The organism is Escherichia sp. E2586 (assembly GCF_005781105.1).
In the GTDB taxonomy this organism is placed as follows: Bacteria; Pseudomonadota; Gammaproteobacteria; order Enterobacterales; family Enterobacteriaceae; genus Escherichia.
Window position 1 is genome coordinate 96,713 of the sequence record NZ_VATN01000022.1, and the last position, 20,331, is coordinate 117,043.

The following is a 20,331-nucleotide window of genomic DNA, read 5'->3' on the forward strand; positions in this document are numbered from 1 at the left end:
TTTGCAGCAATTTTTATGAAAACGTTGCCATACTCAAAAGGCCTCAGGCCAGGCGGCGTAATGTTATTTAAACAATTACGCCTTCAGCGGAATAGTGGTTACGCTTTCACACACATCACGTGGTAAATACCGTCAATAATTTCGGTACCTTCAGTTTCGTGTTCGAAACCAGGGAAATGATGATCCCAGGATTGTAGTGAGCGTAAATAGCTTACCTGCGGACTGTTTTTATCGCCGAAGTTTTCGCCAGAGAGCAGCATTGGGATTCCTGGCGGATACGGGATGACAGAGTTCGCCGCAATACGTCCCGGCAGGTTTTCAATGGATACCAGTTCGACGTTGTTATCGACAATCGCGTTGTAGGCTTCACGCGGGGTGATTTCAGCCACCGGCAGGCCAGAATAGGCTTCGTTCAACCGTGCGCCTGGGTTGTTTTCTTTCAGCCAGGCAAACATTTTGTCACCCAGATCGTGAATACCCATATTCGCGTAAGTGTCAGGATATTGTTCAGCAAGTTCCGGCATCACCTGCGCCAGCGGTGTATTAGCATCGTAGTGGCGTTTGAAAGAGCAAAGTGTGTTAACCAGAGTTCCCCATTTCCCACGGGTTACGCCCATAGAGAACAGGAACATAATCTGGAAGTCAGTGGTGCGGGTTGGCACGATGCCGTGACGACCAAGCCAGGCGGTGACCAGTGCGGCAGGTACGCCAGTCTCTTCCAGTTCGCCGTCTTCTCCCATCCCCGGTGCGAGGATGCTGACTTTAATCGGGTCGAGCATGCTCCAGTTGTCCGGGATATCTTTAAAGCCGTGCCAGCTTTCGCCTGGGTGCATTACCCAGCAGTCCTGAACGGTGGTCAGCAGTTTGCTCGGCGCGTCGGCAAAGTCATAGGTTTTGCCAGTTTCCGGGTCGGTAACCACTTCTTTATTCCACGGTTTAAAGAACCAGTTTCCTTCGTCGGTAAATTCTTTATACAACCGCGCCATTGCCTGACGGAAATCGACCGCTTCGTCGATCACTTCCTGCGTCAGAGACTGGCCGCTGTTGCCGTCCATCATCGATACTGCAACATCGTTTGATGCACAGATGGCATACAACGGGGAAGTGGTGGCATGCATCATATATGCCTGATTAAAGCGGGAGAAGTTGATCGCGCCACGGCCTTCGCGCACATGAATGTAAGACGCCTGCGACAGCGCATTCAGCAGTTTGTGAGTGGAGTGGGTAGCGAACACGGTTGGGCCGTTATGATCGCCAGGTTCACCGCGCATGGCATAGTGATCGGCATAGATCGGATTAAAGCGCGCATAACCGTACCAGGCTTCGTCGAAGTGCAGACGATCGGAGGTTTTTTCCAGCAGATCCTGCGCTTCTTTGGCGTTGTAGCATACGCCGTCGTAGGTGCAGTTGGTTACCACGCAGTAAGAGGGTTTTTGCCCAACTTTATCTTTGGTCAGCGGGCTTTCGCTGATTTTCTTCTGTAAAGTTTCAGGCTGCATTTCCTGCGGGTAGATTGGCCCGATAATGCCGTAGCGGTTGCGGCTTGGCACCATGTAGACGGGTTTCGCGCCAGTCAGCATTAAGCCTTGTTCGATGGATTTGTGGCAGTTACGGTCAACGACCACCACATCGTTATCGGTCATGCAAGCCTGCATGATAGTGCGGTTAGAGCCGGAAGTCCCGACGACGACCGACCAGGAGCGATCGGCACCAAATACGCGCGCGGCATATTTTTCGCTTTCGCCAAATGCGCCAGTATGGTCGAGTAAAGAACCGAGGGAAGTTCTTTCGATGCCCATGTCGGTACGGAACAGATTTTCACCATAATAGTCATGGTAGAAACGCCCGGCTGGCGTTTTGGTGAAGCCAACGCCGCCCTGGTGGCCCGGTGCGGCCCAGGAATACTCGTGGATGTCGCTATATTTCATCAGCGCGCTGAACAGTGGCGGCAACAGTTGCTGACGATAGCGGGTCATCGCGGCAACGGCGCGTCCGGCGATAAAGTCGGCGGTATCTTCCAGAATCCAGGCGAATTCATCGACAAGCTCCAGCAGGTCGCGATCTATTGCGGCGAGGGCTTTTTCCCGATCGCCCAACAGGAAGACCGGCACATTTTGCTGGCGTTCGTGAAGCTTACCGATCAATTCTCTGACGTTTTGATGTTCGTCCGGATGTTCCATTTGATAGCTGAACATCAGACAATCAATGGCCTCATTTGAAGAGAGAATGGCAAAGCCGTCATCAAATGAGGTTGATTTAATGACAGTGACATTTTGCTGGCTTAAGGCATTCGCCAGACGCTCAACGGCGTTACCGACCCAGGTGTCCTGATGGAGAAACTCGCTTTCAACAATTAATACTTTCATCATTGCTTACCCGGTTATGAAGGAATCTTCGTTGCGGGCAAGTATCTTCTGGGTATTTCAGGCTGTAAAGCGAGTAAAAAACAGTCGCTTTTGTTTTTTTTATTTTTATAAACAAACAATTACATTGATTTCTAAAGTTGTTTTCACTGCTTATTATCGACAGCTAAACTATTTTTTTGGCTGATACTGATATCATCTTTATCCGGGAAGCGTCTGGCGGTGTTGTTGGCTAAGTTTGCGGTATTTTTGCGGCGACATGCCGACATATTTGCCGAACGTGCTGTAAAAGCGACTGCTCGAACGAAAGCCTGCTGTCAGGGCAATATCGAGAATACTTTTATCGGTATCGCTCAGTAACGCGCGAACGTGGTTGATGCGCATCGCCGTAATGTACTGTTTCATCGTCAATTGCATGACCCGCTGGAAGATCCCCATCGCATAGTTGGCGTTAAGTTTGACGTGCTCGGCCACGTCGTTGATGGTTAGCGCTTGATCATAGTTTTCTGCAATAAAGCCCAACATCTGGCTGACATAAAACTGTGCATGACGCGAGACGCTGTTTTTGTGCGTACGCGAGGTTTTATTGACCAGAATCGGCTCCCAGCCAGAGAGGCTAAATCGCTTGAGCATCAGGCCAATTTCATCAATAGCGAGTTGGCGGATTTGCTCGTTTGGGCTGTTGAGCTCCTGCTGCCAGCGACGCACTTCAAACGGACTAAGCTGCTGTGACGCCAGTGATTTGATCACCATACCGTGAGTGACGTGGTTTATAAGGTCTTTATCCAGCGGCCAGGAGAGAAACAGATGCATCGGCAGATTAAAAATTGCCATGCTCTGACAGGTTCCGGTATCTGTTAGCTGATGTGGCGTACAGGCCCAGAACAGCGTGATATGCCCCTGGTTGATCTTCACTTTTTCATTGTTGATCAGGTATTCCACATCGCCATCGAAAGGCACATTCACTTCGACCTGACCATGCCAGTGGCTGGTGGGCATGATATGCGGTGCGCGAAACTCAATCTCCATTCGCTGATATTCTGAATACAGTGATAGCGGGCTGCGGGTCTGCTTTTCATCGCTGCTACACATAAAGTTATCAGTATTCATGGATGGCTCTCTTTCCTGGATTATCAGAATTATGACATGAGTGGGGGAGGATGACTGCGAATGGGAGCACGGTTTTCACCCTCTTCCCAGAGGGACGCGGGGAGCGTCCAAGGATAAGGAGGCCGAAATCTCTGCTTTTCAGCTAATTTATTTCCATAAACTCAGATTTACTGATACTTCACTCAGGATCTGAGTTTATGGGAATACTCGACGGGGAAGCCGGAAGTTTTCTGCGGTATCGCCTGCCATGATGAAGTTATTCAAGCAAGCCAGGAGATCTCCATGATGTCTGCACCCAAAATTACATTTATCGGCGCTGGTTCGACAATTTTCGTTAAAAATATTCTTGGTGATGTGTTTCACCGTGAGGCACTGAAAACGGCGCATATCGCTCTGATGGACATCGACCCCACACGGCTAGAAGAGTCGCACATCGTGGTGCGCAAGCTGATGGATTCAGCAGGAGCCAGCGGCAAAATCACCTGTCATAGCGAACAGAAAGAAGCCTTACAGGGCGCCGATTTTGTGGTGGTGGCGTTTCAGATTGGCGGTTATGAACCCTGCACAGTGACTGATTTTGAGGTCTGTAAGCGCCACGGTCTGGAACAAACCATTGCCGATACGCTGGGGCCTGGCGGCATTATGCGTGCGCTACGTACCATTCCGCACTTGTGGCAGATTTGCGAGGACATGACGGAAGTTTGCCCCGATGCCACCATGCTCAATTACGTTAACCCGATGGCGATGAATACCTGGGCGATGTATGCCCGCTATCCGCATATCAAACAGGTGGGGCTGTGCCATTCGGTGCAGGGAACGGCGGAAGAGTTGGCCCGCGACCTGAATATCGAACCGTCCACGCTGCGTTATCGTTGCGCTGGTATCAACCATATGGCGTTCTACCTGGAGCTGGAGCGCAAAACCGCAGACGGCAGTTACGTGAATCTCTACCCGGAACTGCTGGCAGCGTATGACGCAGGCCAGGCACCGAAACCGAATATTCATGGCAATACTCGTTGCCAGAATATTGTGCGCTATGAAATGTTCAAAAAGCTGGGCTACTTCGTCACGGAGTCGTCAGAACATTTTGCCGAATATACGCCGTGGTTTATTAAGCCAGGTCGCGAGGATTTGATTGAGCGTTATAAAGTGCCGCTGGATGAGTACCCGAAACGCTGTGTTGAACAGTTGGCGAACTGGCATAAAGAGCTGGAGGAGTATAAGAACGCCTCCCGGATTGATATTAAACCGTCGCGGGAATATGCCAGCACGATTATGAACGCTATCTGGACCGGTGAGCCGAGTGTGATTTACGGCAACGTCCGTAACGATGGTTTGATTGATAACCTGCCACAAGGATGCTGTGTGGAAGTGGCCTGTCTGGTTGACGCCAATGGTATTCAGCCAACCAAAGTTGGTGCACTGCCTTCGCATCTGGCTGCCCTGATGCAAACCAACATCAACGTACAGACGCTGCTGACCGAAGCCATTCTTACCGAAAATCGTGACCGTGTTTACCACGCCGCAATGATGGACCCGCACACCGCCGCCGTGCTGGGCATTGACGAAATTTATGCCCTTGTTGACGACCTGATTACCGCTCACGGCGACTGGCTACCTGGCTGGTTGCACCGCTAAGGTGTAATCGCTTCCGGCGCTCTGGTGATTAAGCCATAGCGCCGTAACTGGCGGCAGTGAAGACGAGCGAGCAATATCACTGTCGTTAATGCGCCAAGCAACGCACAGAACATATCGGATTGCGTGTCCCACTGGTCGCCCTGGGTGCCGAGAAAATCATCCGCTCCCTGGCCCATCGCCAGCGCCGCCCACCACTCGATCAACTCATACATGGCGCTTATTGCCAGCGCTACGCAGCAGACCAGGAACGCCACCATTTTCCGTCCACGAACGTACATTCCGCGCACGAGAATTTCTCGTGCCACCAGTGCAGGCACCAGCCCCTGGAAAAAATGCCCCAGCTTGTCATACGGATTACGGCTCAACCCTAACCATTCCTGCACCTCAAAACCGATGGGAACTTTCGCGTAGGTGTACTGCCCGCCGACCATCAGGATGATGGCGTGAAAGAAAATGAGCGTATAGAGCAGCGGCGTTAACGGGTAACGTCTGGCGGTGGCAAGCAGTAGCGGCACGACAATAATCACCGGTGTTACTTCCATCAGCCAGGTGAGTTTGTCATGGGCCGAAATGCCGGTATAAATCAGGATTAACGTTAGCGCCAGTGCGCCGGTGTTAAGAATTAACGGCTTGAGTGTGCGGGTCATGGTGAGTTCGCAAGTCAGGGAAAATACTGACTATTCACCAGCAAGCGTGAAATTACAATCGCAAAAGAGGTGGCCCAGGGGGATCACCTGGCAGCATGCTGCCAGGCGCTGGGCCGAAGAGGTTACTTAGTGCAGTTCGCGCACTGTTTGTTGACGATCTGCTGGAAGAAGTCGTTGCCTTTGTCATCGACCAGGATAAACGCCGGGAAATCTTCTACTTCGATTTTCCAGATAGCTTCCATACCCAGCTCCGGATAAGCGACACATTCCAGATGCTTGATGCTCTGCTGTGCCAGTACCGCTGCCGGACCGCCGATGCTACCGAGGTAGAAGCCGCCGTGTTTATGACACGCGTCGGTAACCTGCTGACTGCGGTTACCTTTCGCCAGCATGATCATGCTGCCGCCGTGGGATTGCAGCAGATCCACGTAGGAGTCCATACGACCTGCGGTGGTTGGGCCAAGTGAACCAGAAGGATAACCGGCAGGGGTTTTCGCCGGACCCGCGTAGTAGATCGGGTGATCTTTGATGTACTGCGGCAGTTCTTTACCAGCGTCGATCAGCTCTTTCAGCTTGGCGTGTGCAATATCTCGACCCACGATAATGGTGCCGGTGAGCGACAAACGAGTGGAAACCGGATATTGCGAAAGCTGGGCGAGGATCTCTTTCATTGGGCGGTTGAGATCGACTTTCACCGCTTCGCCTTCACCCGCCTGGCGCAGTTCTTCCGGAATGTACTGGCCTGGGTTGTGTTCCAGTTTTTCGATCCAGATACCTTCGCGGTTAATTTTCGCTTTGATGTTACGGTCAGCGGAACAGGACACGCCCATACCGACCGGGCAGGAAGCGCCGTGACGCGGCAGGCGGATTACGCGGATATCGTGAGCAAAATATTTACCGCCAAATTGCGCGCCGAGGCCGAGTTTCTGGGCTTCTTCCAGCAGTTCCTGTTCCAGCTGGACATCGCGGAACGCCTGACCGTGTTCGTTCCCTTCGGTCGGCAGTTCATCGTAATAGTGAGCGCTTGCTAACTTGACGGTTTTCAGGTTGGTTTCCGCAGAAGTGCCGCCAATCACAAACGCGATATGGTACGGCGGGCAGGCTGCGGTCCCGAGGGTGCGCATTTTCTCGACGAGGAAGTTTTTCAGTTTAGCCGGAGTCAGCAGGGCTTTAGTTTCCTGATAGAGATACGTTTTGTTGGCAGAACCGCCGCCTTTGGCGACGCAGAGGAATTTATATTCATCGCCATCTACCGCGTACAGGTCGATTTGCGCAGGCAGGTTAGTGCCAGTGTTGACCTCTTTGTACATGTCCAGCGGCGCGTTCTGTGAATAGCGCAGGTTATCTTCGATATAGGTGTTGTAGACGCCTTTCGACAGCGCTTCTTCATCACCACCGCCGGTCCATACGCGCTGACCTTTTTTACCAACAATGATCGCGGTGCCAGTATCCTGGCAGGTCGGCAGCACGCCTTTGGCGGCGATTTCGGAGTTTCTCAAGAATTGCAGCGCCACGTACTTATCGTTCTCGCTGGCTTCTGGGTCGTGAAGAATAGAAGCAACCTGTTTCTGGTGTGCCGGGCGGAGCATAAAAGAGGCGTCGTGGAAGGCTTGCTGCGCCAGCAGGGTCAGGGCTTCTGGTTCCACTTTCAGGATGGTTTCGCCGTTGAATTCGGCAACGCTAACGTAATCGGAAGTGAGCAGATAGTATTCGGTGTTGTCTTTCCCCATCGGGAAAGGCGCCTGGTAGATAAATGGTTTGTTTGACATAGCTTCCAGCCTGTAACTCTGTATTTGTTATACGAAAATGGCGTGCCGCACAGCGACGGGCGGCACGCAAAGTGCATTTATAAGAACCCGTACATCGCGGCGAAGATCCAGCCAAAGACGCAAGATACGCTCACGCCAATCAACCCTGGCAGAATAAAGCTGTGGTTGATGACGAAGCGACCGATGTGGGTGGTGCCGGAACGGTCAAACTGAATCGCTGCCAGATCGCTCGGATAGGTCGGCAGGATATAATAACCGTAGCAAGCCGGTGCTGAAGCCACGATGTAAGCCGGGTCAACGCCAATCGCCAGTGCGACAGGAACAATCGCCGCCAGCGCCGCGGCCTGGGAGTTTACAAACTTGGAAACCAGCAGCAGAACAATGGCATAGGCCCACGGATACTCTTTCACCATTTCGCCCAGTACGCCCTGAATTTCAGACATATGCGCACCGAACATGGTTTCTGCCATCCATGCGATACCGTACACCGCCACGATGGCGATCATACCGGAACGGAAGACTTCGTTTTTTGAGATAGACGCGGGATTGGTTTTGGTCAGGATAATAATCAGCGCCCCGGTCAGCAGCATAAACATCTGAATAACCAAGACCATCGACAGCGGTTTGCCGCCGAAGGACGGACGCAGGTCCGAATCAGCACCGAGAAGTGCGACCACGGCAATTGCCCCGAGGAAGATCCACATTGCCAGCCAGTTGCTTTTCGGCAGTTTTTTATCCAGCAGCGTCGCGGTGTCACCGTAAACGTACTCACGGTTTTCCGGTACGGAGATGAATTTCTGGAACTCTTCGTCTTTATCCAGATCTTTACCGCGGAACCAACTGAAGATACCGATCGCCAGGATACCGAGTAACGTCGATGGAATGGTGATCGCCAGCAGGTCGAGGAACTCAAGGTGACGACCATCAAAGGTAACGTTACCCAGCATCGCAACCAAAGACACTACCGCAACCGACACCGGACTGGCGATAATCCCCATCTGTGCACCGATAGAACTTGCCGCCATCGGACGTTCCGGACGGATATTGTTCTTAATTGCCACGTCGTAGATGATTGGCAGGATGGTGTAAACCACGTGACCTGTACCGCAAAGAATGGTCAGCGTACAGGTAACAAACGGCGCGACAATGGAGACATATTTCGGATTGCGGCGCAGCAGTTTCTCGGCAATTTGCAGCATGACGTCAAGGCCGCCCGAGGCTTGCAACGTGGCCGATGCCGCCACCACCGCGATGATAACCAGCATAACATCAACCGGTGGTTTACCTGGCTGAAGATGGAAGACGAATACCAGAATGACGAGGCCGATACCGCCTAATAGACCTAGCGCGATACCGCCCTTTCTGGCGCCATAGAACAGACATATCAATATTATGATAAGTTGGATCGTAAATAACATTTGTGAACCCTCGCGATAATCCCATTTAAATTTCTACTGAATAGAACGCAGTCTCGTTCTGTTTGTATGAACTTTTTTCAGAGCCTGACTAATATCCTTTTGGTCGTTACTGGCCTGAGTAATTACTTCACAGTGAATATTGGCTGATTCAGGCAGCAATAAATTAATACACTGTGATAAGCGACTTTTTCAGAGAAAAATACTCTCTGGCGATGGGGTTATAGTTTGTGCTGCGCAGATGTTAATAGTTTGTTTTCTACTATCTTATTGATATTTATTGGTATATTTTTTGTTCTAATGACGGTTATAGATTATTCTGATCTACCCATTTATGGGTAAAAATACACATAATGCGGGTGACATAATAGTTAATTAACTTTTGTTAGCGTTTTGAAATTAAAAACACTATTTATCCTAAAGAATATTAAATCGATGAAATGAGAAGGGGATAATTATATTTGATCTGGCACAAGTTTTACTGATGGACGATGTAACTTGTGCCAGTGCTCTTTTGCATTACTGCAATAATTGTTACTTGCGGATAACCAATGGTGCGTTATTGGCAATATTGTTTCAGCAATGAGTAATGTTCCGCTTGAATACGGTAACGGTAAACCGGACGACCCGTGACGCCATAATGGATGCTGGTAAATAAGATGTGGCAGTTGACCAGCCAGATCAGGTACTTGCGGCAGGAAACGCGCGAGATGTTCACCTCGTTGGCCAACTCGTCGGTTGAAAACTCATAGTCCTGATGCGCGTCAATCCACTGGCACAGCGTGCGTAATGTCTGCGGCGTTAAGCCTTTTGGCAAGCGGCGAGGATCCTGCTCGTTGGCGCTGCTGCCGTGGATTAGCTGATCCAGCTCGGCCTGGTCATAATACTGATGTTTTTCCAGCGCCATTTTCTTTTGTCGCCAGCCGGTGAGTGCCTCTTCAAAGCGTGATGCCTGGAAGGGTTTTATCAGGTAATCAACAACGCCGTAATGCAGCGAATCTTTAATCGTCGCGGCATCGGCGGCGGAAGAGATGACTATCACATCGCTTTTGCAGCGAGCGTTATGCAGTACCGGAAGTAAATCGAGCCCGTTCTCCTTCTGCATATAGATATCGAGCAATATCAGGTCAATAGACGTGTCGCTGTTGAAAATTATCTCTTTGGCTTTTTCCAGTGTCGAGGCCGTTCCGCAGCATTGAAAGCCCGGGATCTGCGCCACGTATCGGCGATTCAGCTCCGCCACCATTGCGTCGTCATCGATAATTAATACATTGATCATTTGCTCGACTTCTCCCCGTCCCAGGGTATCTGGACAAAAAATTGTGTGAAAATCCCGGGTTCCGATTCTACGGCGATACTGCCGTCGAGATTTTCTACCTGTTGTTTGACAAGAGCTAAACCGACGCCTCGTTCGCTTCCTTTTGTCGAGACACCTTTGTCAAAAATGTGATCGATTTTGTCGGGTGCGATCCCCGGTCCATCATCGTTAACTTCACAGTGCAGCCAGCCGTGACGGCAGTGCAATGTTACGCTAATTTCGCCTCCAGCTTCCGGCCCTAATGCCTCCAGCGCGTTTTCTATCAGATTTCCCAACGTGGTAATCAGCGTCGCGACCTGGTCTTCACTGCCGCTGTCGGGCAACTGGCTTTCGCTGTTTAAAATCAGCGTATGGCCTAAATCGGTCGCGCGGTTAATCTTGCTGATTAAAAAACCAGCGATAACCGGCGATTTGATCTTGCCCAACAGAGAGCCAATCTCTTCCTGATAGTTATTGGCTGTTTTGAGAATGTAATCTTCCAACTGCTTATAACTCTTCAGATGCAATAATCCGAGAATCACGTGCAATTTATTCATAAATTCGTGGGATCGTTCACGAAGTGCGTCAGCATAGTTGACCAGACCATCCAGTCGCTGCATCAGTTTACGTACTTCAGTTTTATCCCTGAAGGTTGAAATGGCACCGATGATAACGCCATTACTGCGCACCGGAACGGTGTTGATCAGTAATAGCCGATCTTTGACGGTAATCTCTTCGTCGCGGCGCGGCGTACCGTCGCGTAACACTTCCGAGACATCTACTACCTGTGACCACGAGTGGCTTAGCGTCGACAGTTTCTCATCGTCCTGCGACTTACGGTAATTCAGCAATTCTTGTGCGGCATCGTTGATCAGCGTGACTTCGCCGCGATCGTCCACGGCAACGACGCCTTCTTTGATAGACTGCAACATGGCCTGGCGTTGCTCAAACAGTGTGGATATTTCGTAGGGTTCCAGGCCGAAAAGGATTTTTTTCAGCACCTTAACCAGAATGCAGGTGCCGATGAGGCCGACCAGCATGCCAAATAACACCGACCAGATAATGCTCCAGCGACTGTCATTGATTTGTTGGGTCACGCGGCTTAATTCAAGGCCGATCGCCACCACGCCAATCTGTTTATTATTCTCATCATAGATGGGGGTAAATACGCGTAAAGCCTGCGCCAGAAAACCGCGATTGATAGCGACATTTTCTTCGCCATTCAGCGCTTTAAGGATGTCATCACCTTTAAATGGCTGACCAATACGCTGGGCTTCAGGATGCGAGTAGCGAAGACTTTGCATATCGGTAACGACAATAAATAGCAGATCGTTACGTTTGCGCACGGCTTCCGCGATGGCCTGGATCCCGCCCTCCTGCGGTTTTTTCTGCAAGCCCTGACGGATTTCCGGCGAATCGGCAAGGGTACGTGCTACCGCCAGCGCCTTGTTGGCCAGTCCGTCATGCGTCATATCACTGATTTGCGAGAAGTAAATCAGATGCACCACCAACAGCACCGAGAACAGCACCGCGCTGACCATTAAGATCACTGTGGTACTCAATTTCATCGGACGTTTGCGTAACTTGCGGTAGGGCAATGGATGTCTCATCAGCTTCCTTGTGTGACAAATTTCTTAAGCATTATCTCTGATGAGGCAGGTAATTCAAAGGGAGTAAGAATAATTGGCTATATAGGGGGAGAGACTCTGGAAACTGAAACTGCCGGTGCTGTATGAAGATTCCGGGCTATGCTTATTGCGAAAACCATACTGATGAGAGAGGGAAGGTCATGGATCAGGATCTACTGGACGGTGGTTATCGCTGCTATACCGGCGAAAAGATCGATGTCTATTTCAACACTGCAATATGTCAGCATTCTGGCAATTGCGTACGTGGCAACGGCAAGTTATTTAATCTCAAACGTAAGCCGTGGATCATGCCGGATGAAGTGGACGTCGCCACTGTAGTGAAAGTGATTGATACGTGCCCGAGCGGCGCACTGAAATACCGTCATAAATAAGCGAGGGAAAAATGGAAATACGTGAAGGTCACAATAAATTTTACATCAATGACGAACAGGGTAAGCAAATCGCTGAAATTGTCTTTGTGCCGACTGGAGAGAATTTAGCGATTATCGAACATACCGATGTTGATGAAAGCCTGAAAGGGCAAGGGATTGGTAAACAGTTGGTTGCGAAAGTCGTGGAAAAAATGCGCCGGGAAAAACGAAAAATTATCCCACTGTGCCCATTTGCGAAACACGAATTTGATAAAACGCGTGAGTATGATGATATTCGCAGTTGATGAGTAACGATATTTTTCATGCTCTGCGTAATGCGATGCAGGGGAGTATCTGAAGGGTCGGGGGATGCACAAAGAATGGTCAGAGAGAGCTTTTTCTTGTCCCAAGTCATCCCCTTTAGTGAGCAAAAAAAAAAGAATATCTCCTATATGAGAATCATCAATCGGGGTTAATAAACTTTGCATACCCAGGGCATTTAATATTGATAGGAGTCTTATTATGGAAGGTAAAAAAAAGTTCAATACTTATGTCGTTTCTTTTGATTATCCATCATCTTATTCCTCAGTTTTCTTAAGGTTAAGATCATTGATGCATGATATGAACTTCTCCTCTATAGTGGCTGATGAATATGGAATACCACGACAATTGAATGAGAATTCTTTCGCAATAACGACATCATTAGCCGCAAGTGAAATTGAAGATTTAATCAGGATCAAATGCTTAGACTTGCCAGATATTGATTTTGACCTCAACATTATGATAGTTGATGACTATTTCCGTCAGTTTTACAAATAGATGGAAGGGATAAGAAGATATTCAAAATGACACTATTCTATAAAATATTAATTTTTTATGTGATTGGTGTGAACATATCCTTTGTCATTATCTGGTTTATCTCACATGAGAAAACACATATTCGTTTACTTAGTGCATTCCTGGTAGGAATAACCTGGCCAATGAGTCTGCCTGTGGCATTACTTTTTTCTCTCTTTTAGGAGCTGTGGTTGAGTGGATCCGCTGGTTATCTTGAAACGAAGCGTCTCTCCTCAAAACTTGATTTGCGGAACGACGAACGAAGCAGTCGCCTGGCTGCTTCGTTCATTAAAGTGAAACTTATTTCTGTGGACGCATCGCCGGGAAGAGAATAACGTCGCGAATAGTATGACTGTTAGTAAACAGCATAATCATTCGGTCGATACCAATTCCCAGACCTGCGGTTGGCGGCAGACCATATTCCAACGCAGTCACGTAATCTTCGTCGTAGAACATCGCTTCGTCGTCACCTGCAGCTTTGGCGTTAACCTGTTCCTGGAAACGTTCAGCCTGATCTTCTGCGTCGTTTAATTCGCTAAAACCATTACCGATTTCACGACCACCGATGAAGAATTCAAAACGGTCGGTGATTTCCGGGTTAACATCATTACGGCGCGCCAGCGGTGACACTTCTGCCGGATACTCAGTAATAAAGGTTGGCTGAATCAGATGTGCTTCTGCAACTTCATCAAAGATTTCGGTGACAATACGTCCCAGCCCCCAGCTTTTCTCTACTGTAATACCGATAGATTCAGCTAATGCTTTAGCGGCATCAAAATTATCCAGGTCGGCCATATCGGTTTCTGGACGATATTTTTTGATTGCTTCGCGCATGGTGAGTTTTTCAAACGGTTTGCCGAAATCAAACACATGCTCGCCATAAGTGACTTTAGTGGTACCCAGTACCTCTTGTGCCAGGGTGCGGAACAGTGACTCTGTCAGTTCAATCAAATCGTGGTAATCCGCATACGCCATGTAGAGTTCCATCATCGTGAACTCAGGATTATGACGAACAGAAATACCTTCATTACGGAAGTTACGGTTGATTTCGAATACCCGTTCAAAACCACCTACAACCAGACGTTTCAGATACAGCTCCGGCGCGATACGCAGATACATATCTAAATCCAGAGCATTATGATGGGTAATAAACGGGCGAGCAGATGCCCCACCTGGAATTACCTGCATCATCGGGGTTTCTACTTCCATAAAGCCGCGTGCGACCATGAACTGGCGGATAGCGGCCAGAATTTTTGAACGGACAACAAACGTTTGACGGGATTTATCGTTAGCGATGAGGTCCAGATAACGTTGACGATAACGGACTTCCTGATCCTGCAGACCATGGAATTTATCTGGTAAAGGACGTAGTGCTTTAGTCAGCAGGCGTAACTCAGTACAGTGAATGGAAAGCTCACCAGTTTGCGTCTTAAACAGCGTACCGCGGGCACCGATAATGTCACCCAGGTCCCATTTTTTAAACTGATCGTTATAAACACCTTCTGGCAGGCTATCTCGTGCAACGTACAGTTGAATACGGCCACCGACATCCTGCAATGTTACAAAGGAGGCTTTCCCCATGATTCGACGGGTCATCATTCGGCCAGCAATCGAGACTTCAATGTTTAAGGATTCCAGTTCCTGGTTATCCTTCGCATCAAACTCTTCGTGCAACTGGTCAGAAGTATGGTCGCGGCGAAAATCATTGGGAAACGCCACGCCTTGCTGACGCAGCGCTGCCAGTTTTTCGCGACGATTTCTCATTTCATCGTTAAAATCAATAGCCTCATTGGCTCCCTGTGTTTCTCGTTCAGACATTTTGGTTCCTCTTAATCCAGCTTTCAATTTAGCGTAGATAAAGAGACAGATCGGTACACTGTATTATCTGCCTCGACTATTAGTAACTCAGTTCATCTTATCTAAACCAACGCTTACCTCAAGTTGATATCACTAATAAATAACCATAAAAATGGTTTAAATATCTTATTAATCTGGGATTTGCTAGTGTGATTAACTGAAAGTAAATTGATTCATAACTAATTGTTTTTACGGAAGTTAATCGTTGCTTTCCTGTATCATATTCGTCGGAGTGCTAAACAGAAATCGGGTAGCAAAGGCCAATGCCACGATGATCGCGACACAAGCCAACGTCCACTCTCCCATCTGGGAAAAGAATCGCTGGTAAGCTGCAATTGCCATACCGCTAATTTGCGACTCTGTCGTCTGTTGTGCCACTACGCCTGCCAGCCAGTTGGCGACCGCGCCTGTTGCCAGCATATAAATACCGGTTAATACGCCAGACATTTTCAGACGCGTGATTTGCGCAATCGCCACCGGGTCAATAAAGAGTTCGGCAAAGCCCATTAGCGCCAGCCCGGATATCATCACACCCATTGACGCTTGACCGCCAGCCGCTGCATGTCGGGCATCAAATGCCAGCAACATAAAGCCACAAGCCATCAGCAGTAAGCCAAAGGCAAACTTCAGCCAGACGCGCAATGTTGAGTTGCCGTGGCTTTCTGGCGACGCCAGCCAGGCAAGTACAACTCCAGCGAGCATCACCGCAATTGCATTCACTGACTGGAATAGCGCAGTAGGTACTTCAATATTGAATGCCTGACGATTCACAAAGCGATCGATAAACAAGCTGATGGTACTGCCGCCCTGTTGTGCCAGTACCCAGAACAACGTCCCGACAAACATCAACAATACAATTTGCCAAAGAGCACGGCGGTGTTCGGGGAATTTGATCATCATGCGGGCAATGATTTGTGCAGCAATAAGGCAAACAATCGCCAGCAAATATCCGGACCAGTCGTTCTCCAGCAGCAAGGTAAAAAATACTGGGGCTAAACAGAGCATCACCACTAACCAGCTCCATACCGGTAAGGCAAACTTCACGCGAGTGAGCGCTTTTTTATCCATACTACGCGTGGACTGGAAATGACGATGACCGCTTAAGAAAATCAACAAACCGATAAACATGCCGCCACCCGCAAGGGCAAAGCCAACATGCCATCCATACCACTGAGCAGCCAGGCCGCAGGCGATGGGGGCTGCGATAGAACCGATATTGCCCGCAGCATACAGCAGCGAAAAACCGCCATCACGTCGATGATCGTTCTCGTCGTAGAGCTCGCCAAGCAAACAGCTGATGTTTGATTTGAATAAACCGTAGCCACAAATAATGATTGCCAGCGCCAGATACAGGCTAAAGGTTGAATTTGTATCAATGCCCAGCACCACATGGCCAAGGGTCATTAACAGCGCGCCGGCAATTACCGCAGTGCGGTTGCCGAGCAGGCGGTCGGCAAGCCAGCCGCCGAGAATAGGGGTAACGTAAACCAAAGAAGCGTATGCGCTGAACAGGCTGATGGCATGGTTATCATCAAAACCAAGCTGATGGGTGAGATAGAGAATGAGTAAGGCACGCATGCCGTAAAAACTGAAGTACTCCCAGATCTGGATCGCCACGATATAGTATATCGCGCGCGGCTGTGAGGGTGTTTTCATGTGTTCTCCTTATGAGCAAAAAAGGGAAGTGGCAAGCCACTTCCCTTGTACTAGCTAATTATTTTTTGCTTTCTTCTTTCAATACCTTAACGGTATAGCGGCCATCAGCCTGACGGTATGCACCGTGAATATCGGTTTCAAAGCCCGGATAGTGAGCGCCGATTTCACACAGCATCTGCAGGAACTCCAGAACCGGACGGCTTTCTTCGGTGATCATTTCACCCGGCATTACCAGAGGAACTCCCGGCGGATACGGAAGGATCATATTGGCGTTAATACGACCTACCATTTCGTCGAGGTAAACTTCTTCGGTCATACCGTGCAGCTCTTTCTGGAACGCAGCATACGGAGTCATTACCATTGTCGGCAGCACTTCAAATGCGCGATACATCAGATCCGGCAGATTGTGGTGAACAATCAGTTTGTGGATATTCTGAGCCAGTTCCTGAATACGCATGTTTTCATAGAATTCAGGATCTTCACGATACAGAGACGGCAGCATGTTTTTCACACGCAGGTTCAGGTCGAACGCACGTTTGAAGTCAGTCAGAGCACGCAGCAGGCTCAGTGCTTTGGTCTTATCAATACCGATGCTGAACAGGAACAGCAGGTTATACGGACCGGTCTTCTCAACAACGATGCCATGTTCGTCGAGGTATTTCGCCACGATGCTGGCCGGAATACCAAAGTCGCTCATGGTGCCGTCTTTTTCCATCCCCGGAGTCAGCAGAGTGACTTTGATCGGGTCAAGATACATGTGCTCGTTATCGATGTTTTTGAAGCCGTGCCAGGTGCTGTCAGAACGCAGCGGCCAGCATTCAGTAGTATCGATATGATCCGGCTGCCATACATCAAAGAACCAGCCATCAGATTCTGTTCTCAGACGTTTGATCTCTTTACGGAACTTGATCGCACGTTCAATGGAACCGTCGATCAGGCGTTTACCGGCATTACCTTTCATCATCGCCGCAGCGGTTTCAGTGGACGCCACGATACCGTAGTGCGGAGAAGTGGTGGTGTGCATCATGTAGGCTTCGTTAAAGGTTTCTTCGTTTACGTCACCTTTAACGTGGATCATGGAAGCCTGAGAGAACGCCGCCAGCAGTTTGTGAGTGGACTGGGTTTCGTAAATCACTTTCCCTTCGACACGGCCACCGCTCATACCGCATTTACCTTCGTAAATTGGTGAGAAGTTGGTGTAAGGCACCCACGCGGAGTCAAAGTGGATGGATTTCACATCCAGCGTTTTCTTAATGAAGTCGGTGTTGTACAGCAGACCATCATAGGTAGAGTTAGTAATTACGGCATGTACCGGCCAGGTCGCGTTTGGTGTTTCTTTCACGCGCTTAGCAATGGTAGCGTGCTGGAATTCACTCTGTGGAATACCGCCAAGAATACCGTAAGCGTTACGGGTCGGGCGGAAATAGATTGGCGTAACATCGCTCATCATCATCAGGTGGGTCAGCGATTTGTGGCAGTTACGGTCAATCAGAATGGTGCTGCCTGCCGGAGCAGAGTACATACCAACAATTTTGTTCGCAGTGGAAGTACCGTTGGTCACCATGTAGCTGCGCTCTGCGTTAAAGACGCGAGCGATATACTGTTCTGCTTCTTTGTGTGGACCGCTGTGATCCAGCAGGGAACCCAGTTCAGATACTGAAATGGAAATATCAGATTTCATGGTGTTCGGACCAAAGAAATCATAGAACAGGCTACCTACCGGGCTTTTCTGGAATGCAGTACCGCCCATGTGACCAGGAGTACAGAAAGTATATTTACCTTCACGAACATATTTAAACAGCGCTTTGGTCAGCGGAGGCAGAATAGTGTTGATATATTCGTCAGTGGTCTGCTTGATCTTGTTAGCAATATCATCAGCAGCACCCAGCGCATATTCAAAGAAGCTAATCTGTAAACGCAGATCGTTCAGGCTTACATCGAGTGTGGAATATGTATTAGCGAACGCGTACAACGGCAGGTTCTCGTTCATTTTGCTAATTTCTTCGCACAACTCGAGATTATATTTATCCCAGTCAAAAATAACACCGCACAGACGCGCATTGTTTTCGATCAGTTTTAATAAGTCGTCACGGTCGTTCGGGTAAACAATCTGGAAGTTCAGACGTTCAAGCGCGCGATGAAGTTCACGGATGGGTTCTTCTTTAAAATAAACCCCCATGTGATTCAATATTGCAATAACGTTCATAGTCATATCTCCAGGTAAAAAAGGCCCCTCCCAACACATGGGACAAAATGAAAGGAGGAGCCTCGGAAAATACTTTTAATTAATGTGCGTTAGATGCTGTGTGGTTATCCATTGAGTGGCTCTGGCGCTCATGCATTTTGCGAGCGTAGAACATCAGGATAATCAGGCTGACGATGAAGGTACCTGCCAGCTCGAAGGAGCTTGCGCCCATCAGAGCGATGAAGCAGAACACGCAACCCAGTACAGAGCAGATCAGGCTGACAAAGTTGCGGATGTTAACGCCTTCAAAACGAATCAGGTCAACGCAAGAGTAGAAGTACGGCAGCATAGTCAGCAGTACTGCGATACCGGTCAGTTCACCGAACAGGTCAGATGCTTTACCACCGGCAGAGTTCATCAGAGTGATGAGGATCATCAGGGCAGTCATTTTCACTGCAGCCAGCAGCAGACCTTTTTTCGGAATACCGTTGCTGTCGACTTCACCATAAACTTTCGGGAAGTTACCGTCGTTAGCGGCACGTACACCTGCCTGGCCTACCAGCATCATCCAGGAGCCCAGAGAAGTCAGGCACGCAAAGGCGGTGAATGCAGAAACCAGCGGCGCAGCCCAGTTACCGAGGATAGTTGAAGCACTGATTGCAAACGGAGCACCGGAAGCTGCCATTACAGAAGACGGATACATACCGGAAAGCACCTGAGTCGCAGCAATGTAAACAATACCTGCTAAACCAGTACCCAGCATGGTTGCCAGTGGAACGGTACGTTTCGGGTTTTTAACCATACCAGTACTTACAGCTGCGGATTCAACACCCACGAAGGCCCACAGGCAGAGCAGAATACTTTTAATGATCGCATGACCATCAGTGGTACCCGCAGTATTCCAGTTAGCTGCATAAGTTGCAGCATCAAACCAATGCCAGCCAACAATAGCAGTCATAACCACAGGAATAAGAACCAGCACCAGGCCAATAGTGGTTAAACGGCTTACCCAGGTACCGCCGAGCATATTTACAAAGGTAAATACCCAGACGATAGCAATACAGGCGATACCCGCCGGAACAGGATCATTTAATACTGGGAAGAAGGTGGAAAGATAAGATACAGCGGTAATACCAATCGCCAGGTTACCAATCCAGTTAGCATGGTAATAAAGAACACCTGTCTGAAAACCAAATGCAGGGGAAATTTCTCCAGCATAAGCAATTGGGCCACCTTGTTGCGGGTTCTTTGTTGCCAGTCGGGCATATACATAAGCCAGCGACATTGCACCAATAATAGAGATGATCCAACCCCAGATAGCAATACCACCGATACTTGCAAGGTTCGCAGGTAATAATGCAATACCGCTCCCCATCATATTACCGGCAACAACACCGGTACAGGCAAATAGCCCAATCTTCTTGGCAGAACTCATGCTCTTCTCCTAATTTCATTTTAGAATTTGGAGTCCGGGTCATGATGTATAACTATTTACTGACCAGACCAAACTGGCGACAAGACTACTCAAAAAAAAGATTAATCCTAAAGATTAGGTGAA

Annotated in this window: 16 protein-coding genes; 5 read left to right on the forward strand and 11 right to left on the reverse strand. The window is 49.1% G+C overall.

Translation table 11 applies throughout. From position 1 onward, the window contains the following. Nucleotides 1–98 precede the first annotated feature (98 nt). Nucleotides 99–2,366, reverse strand: coding sequence for an arginine decarboxylase (adiA, locus tag FEK50_RS19745; RefSeq protein WP_130206100.1), 2,268 nt, complete (start codon nt 2,364–2,366; stop codon nt 99–101). Between the two features lie 198 nt (nt 2,367–2,564). Beyond that, on the reverse strand, nt 2,565–3,473 hold the full coding sequence (gene melR, locus FEK50_RS19750) for a transcriptional regulator MelR (protein ID WP_131161355.1): 909 nt from the start codon (nt 3,471–3,473) through the stop codon (nt 2,565–2,567). A 282-nt stretch (nt 3,474–3,755) separates the two neighbouring features. Here melR and melA point away from each other — a divergent pair, with 282 nt between their 5' ends. After that, nucleotides 3,756–5,111 carry an alpha-galactosidase gene (melA, locus tag FEK50_RS19755; RefSeq protein ID WP_130259498.1) on the forward strand — a complete coding sequence of 452 codons (1,356 nt, stop codon included), beginning with the start codon at nt 3,756–3,758 and terminating at the stop codon, nt 5,109–5,111. Here melA and FEK50_RS19760 read toward each other — a convergent pair. From FEK50_RS19760 to FEK50_RS19780, 5 genes are all read right to left on the reverse strand, one after another. Beyond that, nucleotides 5,108–5,758 (reverse strand): DUF2238 domain-containing protein, encoded by a 651-nt coding sequence (locus FEK50_RS19760; protein ID WP_131161354.1) that lies wholly within the window; start codon nt 5,756–5,758, stop codon nt 5,108–5,110. The genes melA and FEK50_RS19760 overlap by 4 nt on opposite strands. Nucleotides 5,759–5,880: 122 nt before the next feature. Next, nucleotides 5,881–7,527: a class I fumarate hydratase gene (fumB, locus tag FEK50_RS19765; RefSeq protein WP_131161353.1), complete on the reverse strand. Its 1,647-nt coding sequence runs from the start codon at nt 7,525–7,527 to the stop codon at nt 5,881–5,883. Nucleotides 7,528–7,604: 77 nt separating this feature from the next. Further along, nucleotides 7,605–8,945: an anaerobic C4-dicarboxylate transporter DcuB gene (gene dcuB, locus FEK50_RS19770; RefSeq protein WP_000899528.1), complete on the reverse strand. Its 1,341-nt coding sequence runs from the start codon at nt 8,943–8,945 to the stop codon at nt 7,605–7,607. 556 nt (nt 8,946–9,501) lie between these two features. Further along, nucleotides 9,502–10,221: a two-component system response regulator DcuR gene (gene dcuR, locus FEK50_RS19775; protein WP_130205923.1), complete on the reverse strand. Its 720-nt coding sequence runs from the start codon at nt 10,219–10,221 to the stop codon at nt 9,502–9,504. Beyond that, a complete protein-coding gene (locus tag FEK50_RS19780; RefSeq protein WP_131161352.1) occupies nt 10,218–11,849 on the reverse strand; it encodes a sensor histidine kinase in 1,632 nt (543 codons plus the stop codon). The genes dcuR and FEK50_RS19780 overlap by 4 nt, the downstream gene beginning before the upstream one ends. A 179-nt stretch (nt 11,850–12,028) precedes the next feature. Here FEK50_RS19780 and yjdI point away from each other — a divergent pair, with 179 nt between their 5' ends. The 4 genes from yjdI to ghoT all read left to right on the forward strand — a co-directional run bounded on the left by yjdI (nt 12,029) and on the right by ghoT (nt 13,257). Then, complete coding sequence (gene yjdI, locus FEK50_RS19785; RefSeq protein WP_130205927.1) at nt 12,029–12,259, forward strand: 4Fe-4S mono-cluster protein YjdI; 231 nt, start codon at nt 12,029–12,031, stop codon at nt 12,257–12,259. A gap of 11 nt (nt 12,260–12,270) precedes the next feature. After that, nucleotides 12,271–12,543, forward strand: coding sequence for a GNAT family N-acetyltransferase (locus tag FEK50_RS19790; RefSeq protein ID WP_000405647.1), 273 nt, complete (start codon nt 12,271–12,273; stop codon nt 12,541–12,543). A gap of 217 nt (nt 12,544–12,760) precedes the next feature. Beyond that, nucleotides 12,761–13,057 (forward strand): type V toxin-antitoxin system endoribonuclease antitoxin GhoS, encoded by a 297-nt coding sequence (gene ghoS, locus FEK50_RS19795; protein ID WP_130205929.1) that lies wholly within the window; start codon nt 12,761–12,763, stop codon nt 13,055–13,057. 26 nt (nt 13,058–13,083) lie between these two features. Then, nucleotides 13,084–13,257, forward strand: a complete 174-nt coding sequence (ghoT, locus tag FEK50_RS19800; protein WP_130205931.1) for a type V toxin-antitoxin system toxin GhoT — start codon at nt 13,084–13,086, stop codon at nt 13,255–13,257. A gap of 118 nt (nt 13,258–13,375) precedes the next feature. Here ghoT and lysS read toward each other — a convergent pair whose 3' ends face one another. The 4 genes from lysS to cadB form a co-directional block, all read right to left on the reverse strand. After that, nucleotides 13,376–14,893 (reverse strand): lysine--tRNA ligase, encoded by a 1,518-nt coding sequence (gene lysS / locus FEK50_RS19805; RefSeq protein WP_131161351.1) that lies wholly within the window; start codon nt 14,891–14,893, stop codon nt 13,376–13,378. Between the two features lie 237 nt (nt 14,894–15,130). Then, the gene (dtpC, locus tag FEK50_RS19810; RefSeq protein ID WP_130205935.1) at nt 15,131–16,588 is read right to left on the reverse strand and encodes a dipeptide/tripeptide permease DtpC; all 1,458 of its coding nucleotides are present in this window, start codon (nt 16,586–16,588) and stop codon (nt 15,131–15,133) included. Nucleotides 16,589–16,646: 58 nt separating this feature from the next. Next, nucleotides 16,647–18,794 (reverse strand): lysine decarboxylase CadA, encoded by a 2,148-nt coding sequence (gene cadA / locus FEK50_RS19815; RefSeq protein WP_130205937.1) that lies wholly within the window; start codon nt 18,792–18,794, stop codon nt 16,647–16,649. A gap of 79 nt (nt 18,795–18,873) precedes the next feature. Beyond that, nucleotides 18,874–20,208 carry a cadaverine/lysine antiporter gene (gene cadB, locus FEK50_RS19820; protein ID WP_130205939.1) on the reverse strand — a complete coding sequence of 445 codons (1,335 nt, stop codon included), beginning with the start codon at nt 20,206–20,208 and terminating at the stop codon, nt 18,874–18,876. Nucleotides 20,209–20,331: the final 123 nt, after the last annotated feature.

Coding starts and splice junctions, on each gene's coding strand:
- adiA (WP_130206100.1), bottom strand. CDS start 2,366: ATGAAAGTATTAATTGTTGAAAGCGAGTTTCTCCATCAGGACACCTGG.
- melR (WP_131161355.1), bottom strand. CDS start 3,473: ATGAATACTGATAACTTTATGTGTAGCAGCGATGAAAAGCAGACCCGC.
- melA (WP_130259498.1), top strand. CDS start 3,756: ATGATGTCTGCACCCAAAATTACATTTATCGGCGCTGGTTCGACAATT.
- FEK50_RS19760 (WP_131161354.1), bottom strand. CDS start 5,758: ATGACCCGCACACTCAAGCCGTTAATTCTTAACACCGGCGCACTGGCG.
- fumB (WP_131161353.1), bottom strand. CDS start 7,527: ATGTCAAACAAACCATTTATCTACCAGGCGCCTTTCCCGATGGGGAAA.
- dcuB (WP_000899528.1), bottom strand. CDS start 8,945: ATGTTATTTACGATCCAACTTATCATAATATTGATATGTCTGTTCTAT.
- dcuR (WP_130205923.1), bottom strand. CDS start 10,221: ATGATCAATGTATTAATTATCGATGACGACGCAATGGTGGCGGAGCTG.
- FEK50_RS19780 (WP_131161352.1), bottom strand. CDS start 11,849: ATGAGACATCCATTGCCCTACCGCAAGTTACGCAAACGTCCGATGAAA.
- yjdI (WP_130205927.1), top strand. CDS start 12,029: ATGGATCAGGATCTACTGGACGGTGGTTATCGCTGCTATACCGGCGAA.
- FEK50_RS19790 (WP_000405647.1), top strand. CDS start 12,271: ATGGAAATACGTGAAGGTCACAATAAATTTTACATCAATGACGAACAG.
- ghoS (WP_130205929.1), top strand. CDS start 12,761: ATGGAAGGTAAAAAAAAGTTCAATACTTATGTCGTTTCTTTTGATTAT.
- ghoT (WP_130205931.1), top strand. CDS start 13,084: ATGACACTATTCTATAAAATATTAATTTTTTATGTGATTGGTGTGAAC.
- lysS (WP_131161351.1), bottom strand. CDS start 14,893: ATGTCTGAACGAGAAACACAGGGAGCCAATGAGGCTATTGATTTTAAC.
- dtpC (WP_130205935.1), bottom strand. CDS start 16,588: ATGAAAACACCCTCACAGCCGCGCGCGATATACTATATCGTGGCGATC.
- cadA (WP_130205937.1), bottom strand. CDS start 18,794: ATGAACGTTATTGCAATATTGAATCACATGGGGGTTTATTTTAAAGAA.
- cadB (WP_130205939.1), bottom strand. CDS start 20,208: ATGAGTTCTGCCAAGAAGATTGGGCTATTTGCCTGTACCGGTGTTGTT.